The 19,387-nt window shown below is 35.1% G+C and carries 16 protein-coding genes; 13 read left to right on the forward strand and 3 right to left on the reverse strand.

Features of this window, described 5'->3' with window-relative positions:
• The first annotated feature begins 106 nt into the window (after positions 1 to 106).
• The 3 genes from IEV85_RS06070 to IEV85_RS06080 all read left to right on the forward strand — a co-directional run bounded on the left by IEV85_RS06070 (position 107) and on the right by IEV85_RS06080 (position 2,785).
• Entirely contained in the window at positions 107 to 748 is a 642-nt protein-coding gene (locus tag IEV85_RS06070) for a NeuD/PglB/VioB family sugar acetyltransferase (protein ID WP_188461249.1), read from the forward strand.
• Positions 749 to 930: 182 nt separating this feature from the next.
• Positions 931 to 1,902: an oxygen-dependent tRNA uridine(34) hydroxylase TrhO gene (trhO, locus tag IEV85_RS06075; protein WP_188461251.1), complete on the forward strand. Its 972-nt coding sequence runs from the start codon at positions 931 to 933 to the stop codon at positions 1,900 to 1,902.
• A 1-nt stretch (position 1,903) separates the two neighbouring features.
• The gene (locus IEV85_RS06080; protein WP_188461253.1) at positions 1,904 to 2,785 is read left to right on the forward strand and encodes a nucleoside phosphorylase; all 882 of its coding nucleotides are present in this window, start codon (positions 1,904 to 1,906) and stop codon (positions 2,783 to 2,785) included.
• Between the two features lie 277 nt (positions 2,786 to 3,062).
• On the opposite strand, the gene IEV85_RS06085 is transcribed toward IEV85_RS06080, so the two are convergent.
• Together IEV85_RS06085 and IEV85_RS06090 are read right to left on the reverse strand one after the other, a co-directional pair.
• Positions 3,063 to 4,088 (reverse strand): hypothetical protein, encoded by a 1,026-nt coding sequence (locus tag IEV85_RS06085; protein WP_188461255.1) that lies wholly within the window; start codon positions 4,086 to 4,088, stop codon positions 3,063 to 3,065.
• Positions 4,072 to 5,235 carry a THUMP domain-containing class I SAM-dependent RNA methyltransferase gene (locus IEV85_RS06090; RefSeq protein ID WP_188461257.1) on the reverse strand — a complete coding sequence of 388 codons (1,164 nt, stop codon included), beginning with the start codon at positions 5,233 to 5,235 and terminating at the stop codon, positions 4,072 to 4,074. The genes IEV85_RS06085 and IEV85_RS06090 overlap by 17 nt, the downstream gene beginning before the upstream one ends.
• Positions 5,236 to 5,321: 86 nt before the next feature.
• On the opposite strand from IEV85_RS06090, the gene IEV85_RS06095 reads away from it, so the two are divergent.
• Positions 5,322 to 5,798, forward strand: coding sequence for a DUF4494 domain-containing protein (locus IEV85_RS06095; protein WP_188461259.1), 477 nt, complete (start codon positions 5,322 to 5,324; stop codon positions 5,796 to 5,798).
• A gap of 110 nt (positions 5,799 to 5,908) precedes the next feature.
• Here the strand turns inward: IEV85_RS06095 and IEV85_RS06100 are convergent, their stop codons facing one another.
• Complete coding sequence (locus tag IEV85_RS06100) at positions 5,909 to 6,856, reverse strand: outer membrane beta-barrel protein (protein ID WP_188461261.1); 948 nt, start codon at positions 6,854 to 6,856, stop codon at positions 5,909 to 5,911.
• 258 nt (positions 6,857 to 7,114) lie between these two features.
• On the opposite strand from IEV85_RS06100, the gene IEV85_RS06105 reads away from it, so the two are divergent.
• From IEV85_RS06105 to IEV85_RS06145, 9 genes are all read left to right on the forward strand, one after another.
• Entirely contained in the window at positions 7,115 to 8,014 is a 900-nt protein-coding gene (locus IEV85_RS06105; protein ID WP_188461263.1) for a Ppx/GppA phosphatase family protein, read from the forward strand.
• Positions 8,015 to 8,288: 274 nt separating this feature from the next.
• The gene (locus IEV85_RS06110; RefSeq protein WP_188461265.1) at positions 8,289 to 9,209 is read left to right on the forward strand and encodes a polysaccharide biosynthesis/export family protein; all 921 of its coding nucleotides are present in this window, start codon (positions 8,289 to 8,291) and stop codon (positions 9,207 to 9,209) included.
• Between the two features lie 12 nt (positions 9,210 to 9,221).
• Positions 9,222 to 11,624, forward strand: coding sequence for an exopolysaccharide transport family protein (locus tag IEV85_RS06115; protein ID WP_188461268.1), 2,403 nt, complete (start codon positions 9,222 to 9,224; stop codon positions 11,622 to 11,624).
• A 669-nt stretch (positions 11,625 to 12,293) separates the two neighbouring features.
• Complete coding sequence (locus tag IEV85_RS06120; protein ID WP_188461270.1) at positions 12,294 to 12,824, forward strand: ArsR family transcriptional regulator; 531 nt, start codon at positions 12,294 to 12,296, stop codon at positions 12,822 to 12,824.
• 48 nt (positions 12,825 to 12,872) lie between these two features.
• Positions 12,873 to 14,300 (forward strand): MBOAT family O-acyltransferase, encoded by a 1,428-nt coding sequence (locus IEV85_RS06125; protein ID WP_188461272.1) that lies wholly within the window; start codon positions 12,873 to 12,875, stop codon positions 14,298 to 14,300.
• Between the two features lie 185 nt (positions 14,301 to 14,485).
• Positions 14,486 to 15,205 carry a hypothetical protein gene (locus IEV85_RS06130; protein ID WP_188461274.1) on the forward strand — a complete coding sequence of 240 codons (720 nt, stop codon included), beginning with the start codon at positions 14,486 to 14,488 and terminating at the stop codon, positions 15,203 to 15,205.
• On the forward strand, positions 15,206 to 16,645 hold the full coding sequence (locus IEV85_RS06135) for an MBOAT family O-acyltransferase (RefSeq protein ID WP_188461276.1): 1,440 nt from the start codon (positions 15,206 to 15,208) through the stop codon (positions 16,643 to 16,645).
• Positions 16,645 to 17,598, forward strand: a complete 954-nt coding sequence (locus tag IEV85_RS06140; protein ID WP_229712520.1) for a hypothetical protein — start codon at positions 16,645 to 16,647, stop codon at positions 17,596 to 17,598. Before IEV85_RS06135 ends, IEV85_RS06140 begins: the two co-directional genes overlap by 1 nt.
• The gene (locus IEV85_RS06145; RefSeq protein ID WP_188461280.1) at positions 17,591 to 19,387 is read left to right on the forward strand and encodes an ABC transporter ATP-binding protein; all 1,797 of its coding nucleotides are present in this window, start codon (positions 17,591 to 17,593) and stop codon (positions 19,385 to 19,387) included. The genes IEV85_RS06140 and IEV85_RS06145 overlap by 8 nt, the downstream gene beginning before the upstream one ends.

A 19,387-nucleotide genomic window follows, 5' to 3' on the forward strand; every position in this document is an offset into this window, starting at 1 on the left:
CAGTATTTCATGTTATCTCATTGCTTCTGACATAAATAAAGATGTAATCTCTTGTTTGTGGAACGCTGGATTTAGCCTTAACTTTGCAGCTTTAAAAAATGGAGAGATGGATAAAAAACCAGTAATAATATTAGGAGCGAAAGGAATAGGCCCATCGGTTGCGGAAATATTTAAAAGCAATCAGGTAGAGGTGTTTTGTTTTCTGGATGATGACAAGAGCATGCATGGGACTGAGATTGACTATATTTCTGTACTGGGAAATACGGATGATGATGGGTTTCTAAAGTACATAGGGAAAAAATGCGATGCTTTTGTAGCGGAAGACAATATGAAAGCCCGTAAAAAAATGGTGAACCTGCTGAATGATAGAAGAAAAGTGATGCCCGCAAATGCCTTGCATGCCCATTCCATAGTTTCTGATTCAGCCCACTTGGGTTATGGTAACTTTGTAGATGCGAGGGTAGTGGTGGGAGCTAATGCTAAAGTACCTAACCATTGCATTTTGCATGCCGGAGCTATCATAGAATATAATGTAGAACTGGGCGATTTTGTGCAGGTTGGCGCGGGGAGCCAGATTAACAGCGGAGTAGTTGTAGGGGAAGAAACCTTCATTGGGTCTGGAGTTACTATAGTGGCAGGGGTCAAAATAGGAAAGAAAGCTAATATAGGTGCCGGCTCAGTAGTAATCAGAGATGTGAAAGATGGAGAAACAGTATTTGGTAATCCTGCAGAGGCAATTAAGTTATAAAGAGTTTTTAAAAATCTTGTCTTAACTATTTTATAAATAATAATTTATTAACAGATTCACAGCTAAATTCTTAACAATACTATCTATTTTGCATGTTCCTCTATAAAGGATTAGCAATAGAATAAAATTAAAAGTTCATTAATAAACCACTAAATCACCTTATTTACACTAAGGCAGAAATTATGGAAAATACAGAAAACAACTACAAAGTAATACTTTATTACTGCTATTCGGAAATTGAAAATCCTGATGAGTTCAGAGACGAACACCATCTGTTTTGCATCCAATTAGATTTACGAGGAAGAATAATTGTTGCTAAGGAAGGGCTTAATGGCACTGTTTCCGGAACAGTTGAGGCTTGTGATGCTTACATGAAAGCAGTAAAAGCCGATCCTCGTTTTAGCCATGTGGATTTTAAAGAGGAACTACATCCGGCACACACATTCAAAAAATTAAACGTTCGTGTTAAACCTGAAATCGTACATTCGGGCCTGACTCAACTTGATCCCCGGAAGAGAACCGGAGGTTATGTGGAGCCGGAAGAATTCCGAAAAATGATAAAAGAAGAGGAGGACCTGGTTATCCTTGATGTTCGATCTAATTATGAGCATGAATTAGGTCGTTTTAAAAATGCCGTTACTCTTGATATCGAAAATTTCCGTGACTTTCCTGAAAAAGTAAGTGAATTAGAGCAGTTTAAAGGAAAGAAGATAGTAACTTACTGTACCGGAGGTATTAAGTGTGAAAAGGCCAGTGCTTTCTTACTGGATCAGGGCTTTGATAATGTGTATCAGCTGCATGGAGGAATTATTAAATATGGGTTGGAAGCTGAAGGAGAGGACTTTGAAGGGAAGTGCTATGTTTTTGACAACAGGCTGGCGGTAGATGTTAATAAAGTGAATCCTAGTATTCTTTCAAAGTGCTATGTGTGTAAAACACCTTCAGACAGAATGGTGAATTGCGCTAACCCAACCTGCAATGTGCATGTGCCTATATGTGAGAAATGCGGTGAAGAAATGGAAGGTGCCTGTTCGGTTGAATGTAAAGAACATCCTGAGAAAAGACCCTATAATGGAACAGGATACTATCAAAAGGCAACAAATGGTTATAACCCTTTAAAAGGGTTTCAAGGTAAACTCAATAAAGTAAAATAATATGAAGATATTTTATCCTGAGTCCGAGTTAATTTTAAATAAAGATGGCTCTGTTTATCATTTAAGTTTGAGGCCTCAGGATATTGCAGATGTAATATTAACAGTAGGGGATCCTACCAGGGTACATAAAGTAAGTCAATATTTTGATGAGATCACTTTTGAAATGAACAAAAGGGAATTCATTACGCATACAGGTACCTACAAAGGCAAAAAGCTCACAGTAATGTCTACGGGTATGGGTACGGATAATGTGGAGATACTGATGACTGAACTGGATGCTCTGGTGAATATTAATCTTAAAAAGAGAGAAAATAAGAGCAGGAGGAAATCTCTGAAGATAATAAGAATTGGAACTTCCGGAGCATTGCAGCAGGATATTCCGGTTGACTCACTTATATTGTCACAGTTCGCTATTGGTTTGGATACACTTATGTATTTTTATCCACTAAAAAGAACTGAAGCAGAATTGAACGTGGAAGCGGCACTGCAACTGGAAGCAGAGCTGCCTTTTCGTCCTTATTGTGTGGAAGGCTCTACTAAATTATTGAACCATTTCTCCGAAGACATGGCAGTAGGTAATACCATTACATGCCCTGGTTTTTACGCCCCTCAGGGAAGGCAATTACGAACACCCATAAAATATCCTTTAATTGGTGAGAAATTTTCTACCTTCCACTATGGAGATTTGTGGTTGACAAATTTCGAGATGGAAACCTCCGGCTATTATGCACTTGGCCGAATGATGGGGCATGAAGTATTAAGTTGCAATGCAATTATTGCTAATAGAATTACTAATGAGTTCTCCAAAAATTCAGATAAAGTAATCGATAAGCTCATCAAAACAGTTTTGAATAAAACTCTCACGCTGGACGAGAATTCCTAAGTAATTCATAATCCTTTAATTGAGTTTTCTTGTCATGAATGCAGTAATCTTAACTGATGGGAGAATGGTTTGCTTTGTAACCCGTGAGCTAATGAAACCTGTGACTTATTAAAAAAAAACAGAGTTACTATAGTTTGATTTTAAGCAGACGACTTTTCTTTTCTCATATTAATTGTGTGTACAATCTAAAATTAGATTGCACAATGGTAATCATTTTTTTTGCTGACTTTTCAGGCATATATCATTGATCTTCCTGTAGTTACCTAATAGGCTCTGTTTAATCTCCTCTGTCCCAGATTTTCTCAGCTTTTTTACCTATCAGCCAAAATGAAATAGCAATTAGGCCAAAGAAAACAGCTTTGTGCATCGTGTCCCAAAAGTATTCAAAGTAGCGGGTGTAAAGGTTGAGGAAAATAAAAGTGACTCCTGTGTTTTTTAACAGAACATCCTCTTTCTTTAAACCTAAAACTATTGCTGCTATGCTAGCTCCCAGTAAAAGAAAGCTATAAAACCATAGTTGATACTGCCTTATTTCCAGCCAGGCGGAATAAGAACTGTAATTTCCAAAGATGGAAAGAAACCACAGGGAGAGAAAGAATATCAGCAAACCACTAAAATAAGTAGGGTTGATGAAGGATTGAAGAGAGTTAACCTGTTTTAAGAAATAAGTAGCACCAAGTATTAATAAGCCCAAAAAGGAGAACCGTAATGGAAAGTTCATGCCTAAAAACAGCTCATTGTCTCTGCTTAAGTTGTAGGTGATTGCACCGTAACCAATCATTAGTGCAATGAGTCCAAAAAACCATAAAAGTTCTTTTTTGCGATAAAAGGCAATACTGAAATAAATAATGGACAGGATGAAAATAAGGATGCCAGGCCTTTCTTCAATACCCAATAAGAAGCATAGAAATCCGGTAGCGATAGCGAGAAAAATAGCGCCTAAGAAGGAGAAAACTTCTTTGCTATACTTCTTTTTAAGAGTGTTGCCCGCATATTTCCAATCCAGCCAAAAGAATAAGCCACTTAGCAAGGCGAAAACAATAAATTTGGTTACGTAGGAGGTAGAAATTAATGAATCGATCAGGGCTAGCAAGGCTTTGTCAGCAAAAATACTTGCTACAGCAATTAGTAAGCTGGCCACAGCAAATATAAAAGAATAATACGCTACTGCCTGCCAATTAAATGGTTTTTGCTCTAAAGAATTTTTAAGCTCACTACTCTTTTCTTCACTTAATAATTGCTCGGCTGACCAAGAATTTAGTGCTTTTTCAATAATTTCTTTTTCCTTACGATTTACTTTCATCCTTTACCTTTTTTGTTCCCTGGTATAGCTCATACTCCAGCAGCCGGCATTCTATTTTAGCATTCATGAAAGGTATTCTTCTTTTAGTTCTTAAGCCAATTCGTTTCGCTAACTGCAAATTTCCGGTAAAAATGTATCCGGTTTTACCTTTGCAATCCTGCTTAAAAAAATCACCAATCTGCTTATAAAGAACAGCTAATTCTGCCTCTTCTCCTAATCTTTCCCCATATTCAGGGTTTAAGAAAACCACGCCTTCATCTTCAGGAATGGGTGTATCTCTAAAATCACATTTTTTAAAGGTTATAAAATCCGAAACGCCTGCCACTTCCGCATTTTGTTCGGCTGCCTGAATGGCAAGCCTGCTATGGTCTGACGCAATAATCTCAACAGTAGGTTTTACTTCTTGCTTAATGGCTTCTTCTTTTAAAGTTTCCCATGCTGCTTCATCAAAACCTTTAAAATAGTGAAAACCAAATTTTTCTCTGTTTAGTCCGGGGGCTTTTTTTGTAGCTATACATGCAGCTTCAATGGCAAGCGTTCCTGAACCACACATGGGGTTAGTAAAGCTTTGTGTTGCCTGCCAGTTGCTGGCCAAAATACTTGCTGCCGCTAAGGACTCCATCATAGGTGCCTTGCCAGGTATTTTTCTGTATCCGTGTTTGGCAATGGTTTCTCCCGAGGTATCCAGGTAAATAGCTGCCTGGTCTTCCTGCCAATGAAGAAATAAAACCATTTGGTCTCTCAATGGTCCTGAATCAGGTCTGCTGCCTGTTTTGTCCACTAGCCTGTCTACTACAGCATCCTTAACCCGCACATTGGCAAATTGGGTGTTAAGAATTTTTTCATTGTTCACATAGGAGGTAATACACAAGTACCCATTCTCGTAAAGGTAATTCTCCCATCTGATTTGGTAAAGCTGTTGATAAAGTTGATCGGGTGAGGTGGCTCGGAAAGCCTTTAATTGGAATAAAACTTTATTTGCAGTTCTTAAATGAAGGTTAAGCTTCATGCAATCACTCATTGTTCCCATTAAAGAGACTTCCAAAGGGCCTTCATGTGAAACGGAATAGCCTAAATCTTCCACTTCTTTTCTTAATACTGGAGCAATAAAAGGAGGGCAAGGCAATACTATTTTACTTTTAATCATGCCTGCAAAGTTAAACAAATTTTAATGTGGTTTCGATTCGATTTTGATTTGGCTTATATTTGCAATTCATATTAATTAAGAAGAAAATGAAGCAGTGGTTTTTGTGCAAAGTAAAGTACCAGAAAGAGGATGAAAACGGACGCTTAAAGTCAGTTACTGAGCCTTATTTAGTTGATGCTGTATCTTTTACTGAGGCGGAAACGCGGATGTATGAAGAAATGGGTGAACGAGTACGTGGCGAGTTCATGATCACAGGAATCAGCAAAAGTAAAATTGTAGATGTTTTTCATTATGAGGATTCCAGCATCTGGCACAAATGTAAGGTGACTTATTATGTGGCTGAAGAGAGTGGTAAGGAAAAGAAAATCACTAATCAAATGATTGTTACTGCAGATAATGTGAAGGATGCTTATGACAGGATTTATTTAAGCCTGAATAACATGTTAGTTACATTTCAGGTGCCGGAAGTGATAGAAAGCAGTATTGTGGAAGTATTCAACTATAGTGGTGATATAGATGCTAATGAGAGCCAGGAAGAAATGGCGCAAAATGAATCTGAATAATTCCGGATTGTAGAAATAACTAAAAAAAATAAAAGCGAAGAAGCCATCTTTACTCAAGTAGTAAGGATGGCTTTTTTATTATATAATTTATAATGTGCAAAACTTATGCCTTAAGGGGTTCTTCTAGCAGGGCCTTTATTAAACAGGCCTCTACGTCTCCCTGATTTAAGATTAAATTTTCTCCCTTCAATACCGAACAACTTATCAAAGAAATCTCCTTTTAAGTAAAATTCTGCTTTAATATTAACTATCAAATAATAATCATTGTTTTCAGGATTTCCTCTTGTGTCACTATTAGTGCCGGTGGGGTTGGACAGTGCATAAGCTTCTCTATCAAATTGCTGAGTAAAATCAAATAAAGAGGGATCTGCGTAACTTTTTCCACTAACATCGTCCAGGTAATCAGTGAAAGTAATTCTATTGGATACTTCTGCGGAAACATCTAAGAAATCTGAAACTTTAAATTTAATGCCTGCACCTACGGGAATGACCACCGCGAATCTACTATAATCATTAGGTCGCTCAGTATCATATTTAGCTAGCGATACTTGTTTTCCACCATTTTCTAGTATTACGGGTTCAGGTTCGCCTGGTATAAAAACAGTTGAAGGGATCTCTGCCCTTGGGTCAAAATATAATAGCCCCACACCTGCAAATACATAAGGGTTCACTGCTTTTCTCTGTCTAAACCTGGGGACATGCTCAAACAAGCTATAGCTTGCAGTTGCGCTTAATTCCACATTATTCGATACAAAGGAAAGATTACGGGAGCGGGTATTTAATTCAGGGTCTATTTCACCATCATCACCTGATAGTTGAAACAGTAGTAGGTTGGTTCTTATATTTAAATGGCTTGTAGCTCTATATTGAATCCCTCCTTCAATATTGAGTTTAGTATCAAAATAAGTTCCGGGATTAGTTAAGTCACTTAAAGAACGGGCATAACCTATACCTCCGGTAGCTATCCATTTTCTGTTTATTCTTCTGGAATAAAAATTTTGACTGATTACATCCTGAGTGATGATAAAGAGAAATAAAAGTAAAATGATCTTTTTCATACAAATTATTCTAAACAAAGATAATTATTTTTTATTAAAATAAGGGACACTCCAATCTATTTTATAAACGCTATTTACCAATGACCCCATTTTAATTGTAACGGCTAACATATGTTTGGGTATTCAAAATCTGTTAATTGATTCAGAACGTAACTAAAAAGTGATGAAGATTGAATTGGAGAAGGCTTCTTTATAAAAAAAATATAAATTCTCCTTTTTGCTGATCGTTTTTAGCTTAAAATTTTGCTTCTTTAATCCATGCTTAAATTAGCCGCAATAGATATTGGTTCCAATGCCATCAGAATACAGATTACCCGGGTAACGACCTATGAAGGGAAACTCACTTTCAAGAAAATTGAATATGTTCGTTTTCCTATGCGATTAGGGCAGGATGTGTTCACACTGGGCAGAATAAGTGAGAGTTCCAGAGAGAAATTTATGAAACTCATGCACGCATTTAAATTATTGATTGATTTATATGAAGTGGATGATTATATGGGGTGTGCCACCTCTGCCATGAGAGAGTCTGAAAATGGTGAGGAAATTATACGTGAGGTGGAAGAGAAACTGGGATTAACTATAGAAATCATTGATGGAGACAAGGAAGCAGATATTATTAATAGAGCCATCTTTCCTTATATGACAGATAAGACTCACTTACATATTGATGTGGGAGGGGGGAGCACTGAACTCAACCTATATGTAAACAATACCAAAATTAAGGCGCGCTCCTTTCCTTTGGGGTCAGTAAGAAGGTTAAATGCATCCGGTAATCAGGAAAAATGGGATGAAATGAAAGGATGGATTCAAACTGAAGTAAAAAAGGAGTTTGGAAAAGTAATGGCGATAGGAACAGGAGGTAATATTAATAAGGTATTGGATTTGTCCGGAAAGAAGCCCGGTAAGGCTGTTTCATTGCAGAAAATATCAGAAATCCAAAAGTATATCAGTGATTTAAGTATGGATGACAGAATTAATAAACTGCAGCTGAATCCTGATCGTGCAGATGTGATTATACCTGCTTTAGATATTTATATGTCCGTAATGAAATGGGCTAAAGCCACCAGTATTATTGTGCCGGATAGTGGTTTAAAGGATGGTATTATGCAGATTTTGTATGAGAGGAATCAATATGTAAATAGGCTTGCTGGCGATTAGATTGCCCAAGGGAGTTAGAAGTATAGTGTGTTGGCATTTACTTTACTTCCCATGCTAATTAAGAATGTGTTAGTCCTAATTGCGCAAATAGTGGAACAATAATTAGTTTGTAATTCGTGTAATTTCTTTTCTACAACTTCGTTAGGTCTTCACGCTTTCTTAATTTTTCATATTTGAATCAACCTCCACAATAGGATAAGTTTAGGTAAACAAGGTAAGTTTGCATAAATTTGTCTTTTAATAGTCAGAAACTATCACTACTGGAAATTGTTGAATGTTAAAAAATATAATTGTTAATAGCTGTATCTTATTTGTAATAGGTACAGTCCTCTTCTCATGTGTCCCTAACCGGAAAATTGTTTATTTACAACATCCCGAGGATCCTGATATAGGTGAAGTTATGGAGTCTGATAGCTTTATCAGATCTTATCAGCTTCATAATAAACCTTATGAACTTCAGCCTGAAGACATAATTTCCTTAAGGATTGCCAGCTTAACTCCTGCTGAGTTTGACTTCGTGAAAAAATATGAAGAGCAATTAGGTCAAATCCGTAAATTAAATCAGTATAATCAAGGTATTGAGAATGGTGGGGGACAAAATATGCGGATGCAGGGACTTGGTAGCAATGGCGGACAAGAGAATTCGGGTTTGGCACCTATTATGTTAGATAGGCAACAAACCGGGTTTACCATTGACAGACAGGGGAATCTGGAACTCCCTGAAATAGGTGTGGTAAAGTTGGAAGGCCTAAGTATTAGGGAAGCTGAAGAATTAATAAAAGAGAAATTGAAAGATTATTTCGAAACCCCCATGATTCGTATTCAGTTACTGAGCTTTCATTTTACTATTTTAGGAGAGGTTAATAATGAAGGAAGGTATACTTCTTTTGATTCTGAAACAAGCGTAATAGATGCCATAAGTTTAGCGGAAAATTTGACGGATTTTGCTGACAGGAGCCGTTTGAAAGTGGTAAGGTTTGATGGCAGTGAGGCAAAAGTGTATTACATAAATACTCTTAGGGAAGACGTGCTGGCACAGGAAGGTTATTATCTTCAACCGAATGATCTGATTATTGTTCCTCCTTTACGAGCAAGACAAACAAGAAACTATATACTTCCGGCAACTAGTACTATTGTAGGAGTAGCAGCCTCAACATTGTCACTTATTCTGATTATTTTAAATCAGACCAATTAAAATAATTTGTAAATGAATGGATTTGATTTTCAGGATGAAGCGGTCAAAGAAGAGAAGCCGATTGATATTCTTAAATATGTATTTAAAATATTAAGAAGATGGCCTCTGATCCTATTATTTTTTATTTTCTGTACGACTTTAGGAATTCTCTATAATCGTTATGCCAACCCTGTTTATTCCATCAAAGGACAGTTTATTACCAAGAAATTTACTGAAAATAAATCTGTAATTCCGGGTTTAGTAGATGCCGGATATTTCCTTGGAGGTACGCAGGAAGTTTACGAGGAAATACCCTTATTGAAATCCAATCAAAAAATTGAGGAAACATTAAGCAGGTTAAACTTCAGGGTGAGTTACTTTGCAGAAGGTTATGTGAAAACTGTAGAACAAAGTAGCGGGAATGGCTATCAGGTAGTAATAGATACTTTAATAGGCTCAGATGTTCCATATGGTCTGAAAATATTTGTCAACAAGAAATCAAATCAACAATTCCAATTCAATGTGGAAGATTCTGAGAAATGGGAGAATCTTCTTGAGGACAAAAACTATAACTACAACCAAACTTATCGAATAGAAGACTGGATATTTCAACTCAAAGGAGGTAATGGTAATGCTTCTATGGAGCAAAATAAATTTTTCTTCATCATTAATAAAGAAGAAAGTCTTGTTAATGAATATAAAAGGCGATTAAATATCTCGTGGGCACAGCAGGGTTCAGCCATTCTGAATATGTCTATGGAATCGGTCATTCCGGAAAAAGATATTCAGTTCATGAACACCTATTATCAGGTAGTAGAAGAGCTCGGGTTACAAGAAAAAAATCAGAACCTGGAAAATACCATCAATTTTATAGATGAGCAGATGGCCATGATCTCGGATTCCATTATCCGATTTCAGGAAAGTATTGATCAATTACAACTGGAAAACCGCGAATTAACACTTGGAAGCCAAACCATATTTACTAAACTAAATGAATTGGATCAGCAAAAGGCAGAGATACTATTGCAAGAGCGTTACTATGATTACCTGAAAAGTTATATTAATCAGAATAAAGCTTCAGAAGTGTTTGCTCCAAGTTTAATAGGATTAGATGCTCCGCTTTTAAATGAATTAGTGAATCAATTTGTACAACAAAGGCAGGAAGATAAAGTATACCGCAACTCAGAAAATTATAAAAATCCTTTGGTGAATAGAGAAGATAGCTTACGTAAAAGATTAGAGAAAAATATTTATGAATCTTTACGAAGCTATAAAAAAGTGAACCAACAACAGTTGAAGGAAATCAATCAAAAAAGTAATTTTTTCATGGGCTCAATAAACGAATTGCAAGGAGAAATGCGAGAACTGAACCAGTTCGAGAGGCTGTTGGAGTTAAATCAAAGTTTATTTGACTTGTTCTTGAGAAGAAAGACTGAGGCAGCTATTTCCAAGGCTTCTGCTACGTCCGATTACCAACTTATTGAAGCACCTTCCTATTCCAGTAACCCAGTACGACCTAATGCGGAGAGGAATTTACTGATTGCTATGGCAGTGGGTTTACTTTTACCTATAGGTTTCTTTTTTGTAAAAGACTTTACCAACCCACGTATAATGGATAGAGATGATCTGGATAGAAATTCTGATATGCCATTATTGGGGAATATTGCACATAAAGTTGTAGATACTAATACTATAGTGAAAGATCAGCCTAAATCATTGGTTGCAGAGTCTTTCAGGGCATTAAGGGCTAACTTAAAGTATCTTCAGGGAAAAGATAAAAAGCAGGCAAAATCTTTTATGGTAACTTCATCAGTAAGTGGAGAGGGTAAAACTTTTTGCTCTCTTAATCTTTCATATACATTAGCAGCTTCAGGAAGAAAAACAGTTTTAATTGGTGCTGATATGCGGAAACCGAATCTTACTGATTTTATTGAAACTTATCCCAATCAAGGACTAAGTGAATATTTAGCGGGGTATGCCAGTAAAGAAGAGGTGATTACCAGTGGAAAAACAAAAAATCTCTCTTTCGTGGGTGCCGGAGCTGTTCCCCCCAACCCTTCAGAGTTACTCGCAGGGGGGAAAATGGGTGAATTCCTTACCGCTCTCAGAGATGAATTTGATGCTATTGTAATAGATACTTCTCCAATAGGATTGGTTGCAGATGCCATGGAAATACTTCCCTTTATTGACCACACGCTTTTGATTGTGAGGCAGGGAGTGAGTATGAAGCAAGCACTAAGTATGGTGAATGGACTTTACAAAGACGGTAAAATCAAACCTATGTCTGTAATTTTTAACGATATCCAAATGCGGAAGAAAGGATATGGTTATTATGGCGGTTATATATACGGTATGGGTTACGGTGGCTATGGCTATGGTTATTATGATGAAGATCATAAAAAGTCCAAAAAGAGATTTTGGAGGAAGAGTAAATAACACCCGAATATTTTGCTTAAGCCAGTTGCTTTGATGTATTTCAGTTGGGGTAAGTTTAACATAGTTGATGAGTGGTAATTGTGAACATTAAATACAGTCTTCTACAGCATTAATGCGTAGTGGTTTTTTGCTTCAAAAAAATAATTTAATTGGTATATTAAATTGCTTTTCCTATTTTTCAGATTTATTTGTGCTTGGAAATAATCCTAGGATTGAGATATTTTATGAGTTAGTTGGTAATTATATTTTTATTAGAGAGAAAACTCATGAAAGTATCAATCTCTGGTCTCACAAATTTCATCTCAATCTCAATTATTCGAGGAAATGTTCGATTTAATGTTATTAATTACATTGGTCAACAAATAATAATAAATCTTTTCTTCTCTGATTGGAAAATTGCAAGTGTTCCTCTAATTTTGAAAATGAGTAGAAATACTACTCATTTTATTTCTTTTCTGCTAGGTCCTGAATGGGACTGAAAGGGCGGAGCAGTATTTTATTCCTAATTAATAATTTTTAAATAGGAATTGTATCGTGGAACCGTCTAACTGATAAATCAGTTACCCGCCAAAATCCAAAATAAACAGTAGAAAATAGACTAAAAACCTTAAAATTTAATATCCTCCCAACCTGTAAACTTGCCAACTTGCAGACATACTTGCCTAAATAATGCTAGAAACCCTTATTACTTCTAAAACACGAATAAAGCTATTGCTTAAGTTTTTCCTGAACGGTAGTACCAGCAGCTATTTGCGTAACTTAGAAAGTGAATTTGGAGAAAGCAGCAATGCTATCCGTTTAGAATTGAATAAATTTGAAAAGGCGGGTATGTTGGATGCAGACTTCAAAGGGAATAAAAAAATTTATAAGGCGAATTTGTCACATCCCTTCTTTGATGAAATTCATCAGATGGTAAAGAAATATGTGGGCATAGATAGAATTATTGACCAAATAAGTAGTAAGATAGGTAATGTTGAGAAAGTGTATTTAATTGGAGACTACGCAAAAGGAACAGATAGCGGTATAGTAGATATGCTTCTTGTGGGGGACAATTTTAATTACGACTATATAGCAAAGCTCGTAAAAAAGGCTGAAGGCTTAGTTAAGAGGAAGATTAGATTTTTGTATATGACAGCAGAGGAATATAAGCAAACCAGGTTCCAACAAACAGATAGCCTTTTGCTATGGGAAGAAAACTGATTCAAAACAGGCAATTATTTTATCATTTTAACTATTAGTTAATATTTAATGCTATTTAATTCATTTGAATTTGCTTTATTTCTGCCACTCAGTTTTTTGCTGTATTGGTTTGTATTTAAGAAACATCTTAAAGCGCAGAACTTCTTTTTATTAGCCATTAGCTATTTGTTTTATGGCTGGTGGGACTGGCGTTTTCTATCCCTGATTGCTTTTAGCTCTTTAGTTGATTTTATAGCGGGGCAACAAATAGAAAAGAGTAATACCAAAGCAAGGAAGAAGTTATTTTTATGGATAAGTATTTGCACCAATTTAGGTTTTCTTGGCTTTTTTAAATACTTCAACTTCTTTACAGAGTCCTTTGCAGATATGCTGAACATGGTAGGTATGCAAACCAATCCGTGGTCGTTAAATGTAATATTGCCGGTTGGGATTAGTTTTTATACCTTTCAGACCATGAGCTATACTATTGATGTCTATCGGGAGCAAATGAAAGCAGAAAAGGACCCTATTGCTTTTTTCGCTTATGTGAGCTTTTTCCCGCAGCTAGTAGCAGGACCTATAGAAAGGGCCGTAAACTTATTACCACAGTTTAAGATAAAGCGAGAGTTTAGCTATGAGCAAGGAGCTGATGGCATGCGCCTCATATTATGGGGTTTATTTAAAAAAGTTGTGATAGCTGATAACTGTGCCATTTTTGTAAATGAGGTCTTTGCCAACTACCAAACTGCTAGTGGATTGGAACTGATTTTAGGAGCTGTGTTTTTTGCCTTTCAAATTTATGGAGATTTTTCCGGGTATTCAGATATAGCCATAGGTACAGCCAAGTTATTTGGGTTTGACCTCATGACCAATTTCAGGACTCCATATTTTTCCAGGGATATGGCAGAGTTTTGGCGAAGATGGCATATATCGTTATCTACCTGGTTTAGGGATTATGTGTATATACCATTGGGAGGAAGTAGGGTTGGCAAAGGCAGGGCGGTATTCAATACCTTTGTTATTTTTGTGGTTTCTGGTTTTTGGCATGGCGCTAACTGGACTTTTATAGTATGGGGTGCCTTAAATGCAGTTTATTTTCTACCACTCCTACTAATGGGTAAAAACAGAAAGAACACAGATACGGTAGCCGAGAATAGAGTCTTGCCTAACCTAAGAGAACTATGGCAAATGGGTAGTACTTTTGGGTTAACTTGCTTGGCCTGGGTTTTCTTTAGGTCAGAAAGTGTAGGGGATGCTTGGAGTTATATTTTGCAATTATTTACATTAAATCATGACTTTAATGTTGATTTACCTTACTCCATTTATTTAACACTGCCTATATTCATTTTCCTCGAATGGTGTTTTAGAGAAAAGGGCATTTTTAGGTTAAAAACTATTAATCGTATCAATAGATACACTATCTATTTTTCAATCGCGCTCTGTATATTTCTTTTAGGGAGATTTAATAATCAAGAGTTTATCTATTTTCAATTTTGATGGGTAGATTTTTATTTAAATTATCTTTGTTTGGTACTATCTTCACTATTTTATGCGGTTTATATATTTATCTATTTGCAACCAATAAGTCTGATACTATATATATTAAGATAATTAGTCCTAAATACTGCAGTTTTATTCTGGGTAGCTCCAGGGCTTCTCAAGGAATAGAGCCGCTTGTTTTGATGAAGAATTTGAACTTAAAGCATGAAATTTACAATTATGCCTTTACAGTGAATAGAGCTGTTTGGGGACCTTCTCATTTAAAAGCAATAAAAAAGAAATTAAAGAAGTGCGATACCTCAGCATTATTTATTATTGAATGTAACCTCTGGAGTTTTTACAGCAAATCAAGTAAATTAAACAGTTTTCCAGAGGAAAATGCACCCCCTAATTCAATAGTATTTCCTAATATACATCCTAACTTTGAATATTTTTCTGGTGGATATGATTTCCCAAACTTGCATTTAATTATTCCTTCTGATGGAAAAGAAAACTCCTATGTAAATGAATTAGGAAGAATGGTGATTACTAAAAAATTTGATTCTACATTAATAGATCAAAATATTAAAACGAAAATGAAAACTTATGCAAATAAATTTAATTCTGTAATCAAGGATGAAAGAAGGTTTAAATATCTTTCTGAAACGATAGCAGAACTAAGTAAATATGGAGAAGTTTTTTTAGTTCGGATGCCTGTAGCAAATGAAATGTTAGTTTTGGAGGAGGAATTAGCTCCAAAATTTGATGAAAGAATGAAGGCGATTTCGAATGGAAGATACATTAATTTAAAATATTTGTCCAACACTTATATCACTACTGATGGCAATCATATACAAAATAAATATGTAGATTCTGTCACGTGTATTATAGCTGATTCAGTTAATATTCAATTAAAAAGATAGATGTTATTTAATTCATTTGAATTTGCTTTATTTCTGCCACTCAGTTTTTTGCTGTATTGGTTTGTATTTAAGAAACATCTTAAAGCGCAGAACTTCTTTTTATTAGCCATTAGCTATTTGTTTTATGGCTGGTGGGACTGGCGTTTTCTATCCCTGATTGCTTTTAGCTCTTTAGTTGATTTTATAGCGGGGCAACAAATAGAAAAGAGTAATACCAAAGCAAGGAAGAAGTTATTTTTATGGATAAGTATTTGCACCAATTTAGGTTTTCTTGGCTTTTTTAAATACTTCAACTTCTTTACAGAGTCCTTTGCAGATATGCTGAACATGGTAGGTATGCAAACCAATCCGTGGTCGTTAAATGTAATATTGCCGGTTGGGATTAGTTTTTATACCTTTCAGACCATGAGCTATACTATTGATGTCTATCGGGAGCAAATGAAAGCAGAAAAGGACCCTATTGCTTTTTTCGCTTATGTGAGCTTTTTCCCGCAGCTAGTAGCAGGACCTATAGAAAGGGCCGTAAACTTATTACCACAGTTTAAGATAAAGCGAGAGTTTAGCTATGAGCAAGGAGCTGATGGCATGCGCCTCATATTATGGGGTTTATTTAAAAAAGTTGTGATAGCTGATAACTGTGCCATTTTTGTAAATGAGGTCTTTGCCAACTACCAAACTGCTAGTGGATTGGAACTGATTTTAGGAGCTGTGTTTTTTGCCTTTCAAATTTATGGAGATTTTTCCGGGTATTCAGATATAGCCATAGGTACAGCCAAGTTATTTGGGTTTGACCTCATGACCAATTTCAGGACTCCATATTTTTCCAGGGATATGGCAGAGTTTTGGCGAAGATGGCATATATCGTTATCTACCTGGTTTAGGGATTATGTGTATATACCATTGGGAGGAAGTAGGGTTGGCAAAGGCAGGGCGGTATTCAATACCTTTGTTATTTTTGTGGTTTCTGGTTTTTGGCATGGCGCTAACTGGACTTTTATAGTATGGGGTGCCTTAAATGCAGTTTATTTTCTACCACTCCTACTAATGGGTAAAAACAGAAAGAACACAGATACGGTAGCCGAGAATAGAGTCTTGCCTAACCTAAGAGAACTATGGCAAATGGGTAGTACTTTTGGGTTAACTTGCTTGGCCTGGGTTTTCTTTAGGTCAGAAAGTGTAGGGGATGCTTGGAGTTATATAACCAGGATTTCTTCTATGAACTATCGTTTAAACCTCAACATGCGACCTTCTTTGTTTGTGTTTTTTTGTATAACAATTTTTGTGCTTGTAGAATGGCAAATTAGAAATTCGAATTTTGCTATTCGCATTAAACATCTCCGCGTAAAAATCCTAAGATATGTGGTCTATTTTGGACTTTTGTTACTTATAGGATTATTCGGAGCTTTTAATGAAACCGAATTCATTTATTTTCAATTTTAATGTATAAATTTTTAATAAAATTATTAATCCTCCTATTCTTTTTTGTTCCAATTTATATAATTTTTATAGGGTCGGTGCATTTGTCTTCTTTGGATAGTTTAAAGGCTAATATTAAATTTAAAAAAGGGGGCAATGGGCACCTTTTCACCCGCTTGAAGGAAGCTGATACTATTAAGAATATAGATATTCTTGTTTTAGGTTCCTCTCATGCCTACCGTGGTATAGACCCAAGAGTTTTTGAAAGAGCTGGTTATAAATTATTTAATTTAGGTTCGAGTAGTCAAAGTCACATTCAAACAGAATTTTTAGTAAAGGAATATCTTGAAAGATTAAATCCAAAAATTGTGCTTTATGAAGTTTATCCTAACGTGTTTCAAAATGACGGATTTGAGTCTTTTATTGATTTGGCCTCTAATTATAGAAACCCATTAGGCTTATGGAGAATGGCGCTTAAAATTAATTCAATACCAGTTTACAACACATGGATAGCGTCCTTATTTGATTACGCTTTTAATAACTCTATTAATTTCAATGAAGCAATTATAAAAAAAGATGATATATATATATCTGGGGGGTATGTAGAAAAAAAAAAACAAATGAATAATTCTATTGAAGAATTAAATTCCAGAAAAACTGAAATTAATAATCTTCAAATAGAATCTTTTGAAAGTACAATTGAATTTTTAAATAAAAAGCGAATTCCTACTCTGTTAATTCAAGCTCCTATAACTAGTGAAAATTATGAACACCTTCACAATAGAAGAGAATTTGACAACTTTTTTGAAAATTATGTAAAAGGAGATAAAGTGGAAAATTATATTAATTATAACAATCAGAAACTGCCATTAGATAATAGTTTACATTTTTATGATTCACATCATTTAAATCAAGATGGGGTTGAGGTCTTTAATGAATTTTTATTGAAAAGTGTAAAGGGATATGTGAATGAATAACTTTAAGAAATTTATAAAAAAATACTTTTCTCACTTTGTCTATTTCTTTCAAAGACTGAGATATAGAATATTTATTGCTATGGCATTAAGTATAATAGTTGGGGCTTTAGATGGATTAGGCCTAGCTATGTTTCTACCTCTATTGCAGATGGTGGATGGTGAAGGGGGAGACCCTGAAGCAATGGGTAGCTTAAGATTTTTGGTGGATGGAATGGAGTTTTTAAATATACCTCTGGTATTAAGTTCTGTTTTAGTTGTTATGCTTATATTTTTTATATTAAAAGGTATAGCTAAATTTTTTGAAAGTTTTTACAATGTAATTCTGACTCGCTTCTTCATTAAGGAATTAAGATTTGAAAATATTGATGCATTAACAAGCTATTCTTTCAAGGCCTTTGTCAATTCAGACGTTGGTCATCTTCAAAATACATTAAGTGGAGAAATAGGTAGAGTGGTGGGAGCATATAGAGCTTATTTTAAGGTAATACAAGCCTCTGTAATGGTGTTAGTCTATATTTTTCTTGCATTTATGGCAAATCCACAATTTGCAATTTTAGTAAGTATTGGAGGGGGACTGTCAAACTTAGCATATCAACAGATTTACAAGAAAACAAAAGAGAATTCTAATCAATTGGTTAAAGGTAATAGTGGATTTCAAGGCCAATTGATACAAATAATTGCCTTTTTTAAATATTTTAAAGCAACAGGTCTTGCCAAAATATACGGTAATAAATTAAAAATTACAGCAGAAAATATTGAAGCTATTCAGGTGAAAATGGGTTGGTATAATACTTTGCTTCAAGCTACAAGGGAACCTCTAGTGGTAGGAGTTGTGATAGGAGTCATTTTGATTCAAACTACATTAATGGGCCAAAGTTTAGGGCTTATCATTTTAGCATTATTGTTTTTTTATAGATCTCTTACATTTTTGATGGCTTTACAAATGCAGTGGAATCAATTTTTAAATAATTCTGGTTCTTTAGAAAATATGACAAGCTTTATGATTGATTTAAAGTCTAATAGCGATCATTTTGGACATGTGAAAATCAAATGTTTTCAAGAGGAGTTAAGGCTTCAAGATGTAAATTTTGGCTATGGAGAAGACTCAAAAGTGTTAAAGGATATAAATTTATCAATTAGTAAAAATCGAAGTATAGCATTTGTAGGAGAAAGTGGTAGTGGTAAAACCACCTTAATTAATATTTTATCTGGATTAATTCCTATAGATGACGGTAAGTTTTTTATAGATAAGATTGATAGTATGAATATACATATCCCTAGCTATCAGAGAAGAATTGGGTATATTACACAGGAGCCTGTAATTTTTAGTGATGATATTTATAATAATGTTACTTTCTGGGCTGATAGATCAGAAGAGAATGTTTCTAAATTTTGGAAGGCTGTCGAAAGAGCTGCTATCGCAAATTTCATTAAAGAATTACCACAAAAAGATAGAACTTTACTAGGAAATAACGGGATTTTAGTAAGTGGTGGACAAAAACAAAGAATTTCTATTGCTCGGGAATTATATAAAGACATTGATATTCTTATTATGGACGAGGCTACATCTGCCTTGGATTCAGAGACGGAGCAAGCAATTCAGGAAAATGTAGATGCGTTAAAAGGCAAATATACAATATTAATAGTGGCTCACAGATTAGCAACTATAAAAAACATGGATAGAGTCATTTTATTAAAAAATGGTAGAATAGTGGGGGACGGATCATTTAATGAATTAAAGTCAAGCTCTGAAGAGTTTGATAAAATGGTTAATTTACAAGAAATATAG

The organism is Marivirga lumbricoides (genome assembly GCF_014636295.1).
Lineage (GTDB): Bacteria > Bacteroidota > Bacteroidia > Cytophagales > Cyclobacteriaceae > Marivirga > Marivirga lumbricoides.

Excerpts from the sequence above, each read along its gene's own strand:
- IEV85_RS06110 (WP_188461265.1), top strand. The coding sequence starts at position 8,289 with ATGTTAAAAAATATAATTGTTAATAGCTGTATCTTATTTGTAATAGGT.
- IEV85_RS06115 (WP_188461268.1), top strand. The coding sequence starts at position 9,222 with ATGAATGGATTTGATTTTCAGGATGAAGCGGTCAAAGAAGAGAAGCCG.
- IEV85_RS06145 (WP_188461280.1), top strand. The coding sequence starts at position 17,591 with ATGAATAACTTTAAGAAATTTATAAAAAAATACTTTTCTCACTTTGTC.
- IEV85_RS06095 (WP_188461259.1), top strand. The coding sequence starts at position 5,322 with ATGAAGCAGTGGTTTTTGTGCAAAGTAAAGTACCAGAAAGAGGATGAA.
- IEV85_RS06090 (WP_188461257.1), bottom strand. The coding sequence starts at position 5,235 with ATGATTAAAAGTAAAATAGTATTGCCTTGCCCTCCTTTTATTGCTCCA.
- IEV85_RS06085 (WP_188461255.1), bottom strand. The coding sequence starts at position 4,088 with ATGAAAGTAAATCGTAAGGAAAAAGAAATTATTGAAAAAGCACTAAAT.
- IEV85_RS06130 (WP_188461274.1), top strand. The coding sequence starts at position 14,486 with ATGAAGAATTTGAACTTAAAGCATGAAATTTACAATTATGCCTTTACA.
- IEV85_RS06125 (WP_188461272.1), top strand. The coding sequence starts at position 12,873 with ATGCTATTTAATTCATTTGAATTTGCTTTATTTCTGCCACTCAGTTTT.
- IEV85_RS06140 (WP_229712520.1), top strand. The coding sequence starts at position 16,645 with ATGTATAAATTTTTAATAAAATTATTAATCCTCCTATTCTTTTTTGTT.
- IEV85_RS06100 (WP_188461261.1), bottom strand. The coding sequence starts at position 6,856 with ATGAAAAAGATCATTTTACTTTTATTTCTCTTTATCATCACTCAGGAT.
- trhO (WP_188461251.1), top strand. The coding sequence starts at position 931 with ATGGAAAATACAGAAAACAACTACAAAGTAATACTTTATTACTGCTAT.
- IEV85_RS06080 (WP_188461253.1), top strand. The coding sequence starts at position 1,904 with ATGAAGATATTTTATCCTGAGTCCGAGTTAATTTTAAATAAAGATGGC.
- IEV85_RS06135 (WP_188461276.1), top strand. The coding sequence starts at position 15,206 with ATGTTATTTAATTCATTTGAATTTGCTTTATTTCTGCCACTCAGTTTT.
- IEV85_RS06070 (WP_188461249.1), top strand. The coding sequence starts at position 107 with ATGGATAAAAAACCAGTAATAATATTAGGAGCGAAAGGAATAGGCCCA.
- IEV85_RS06105 (WP_188461263.1), top strand. The coding sequence starts at position 7,115 with ATGCTTAAATTAGCCGCAATAGATATTGGTTCCAATGCCATCAGAATA.
- IEV85_RS06120 (WP_188461270.1), top strand. The coding sequence starts at position 12,294 with ATGCTAGAAACCCTTATTACTTCTAAAACACGAATAAAGCTATTGCTT.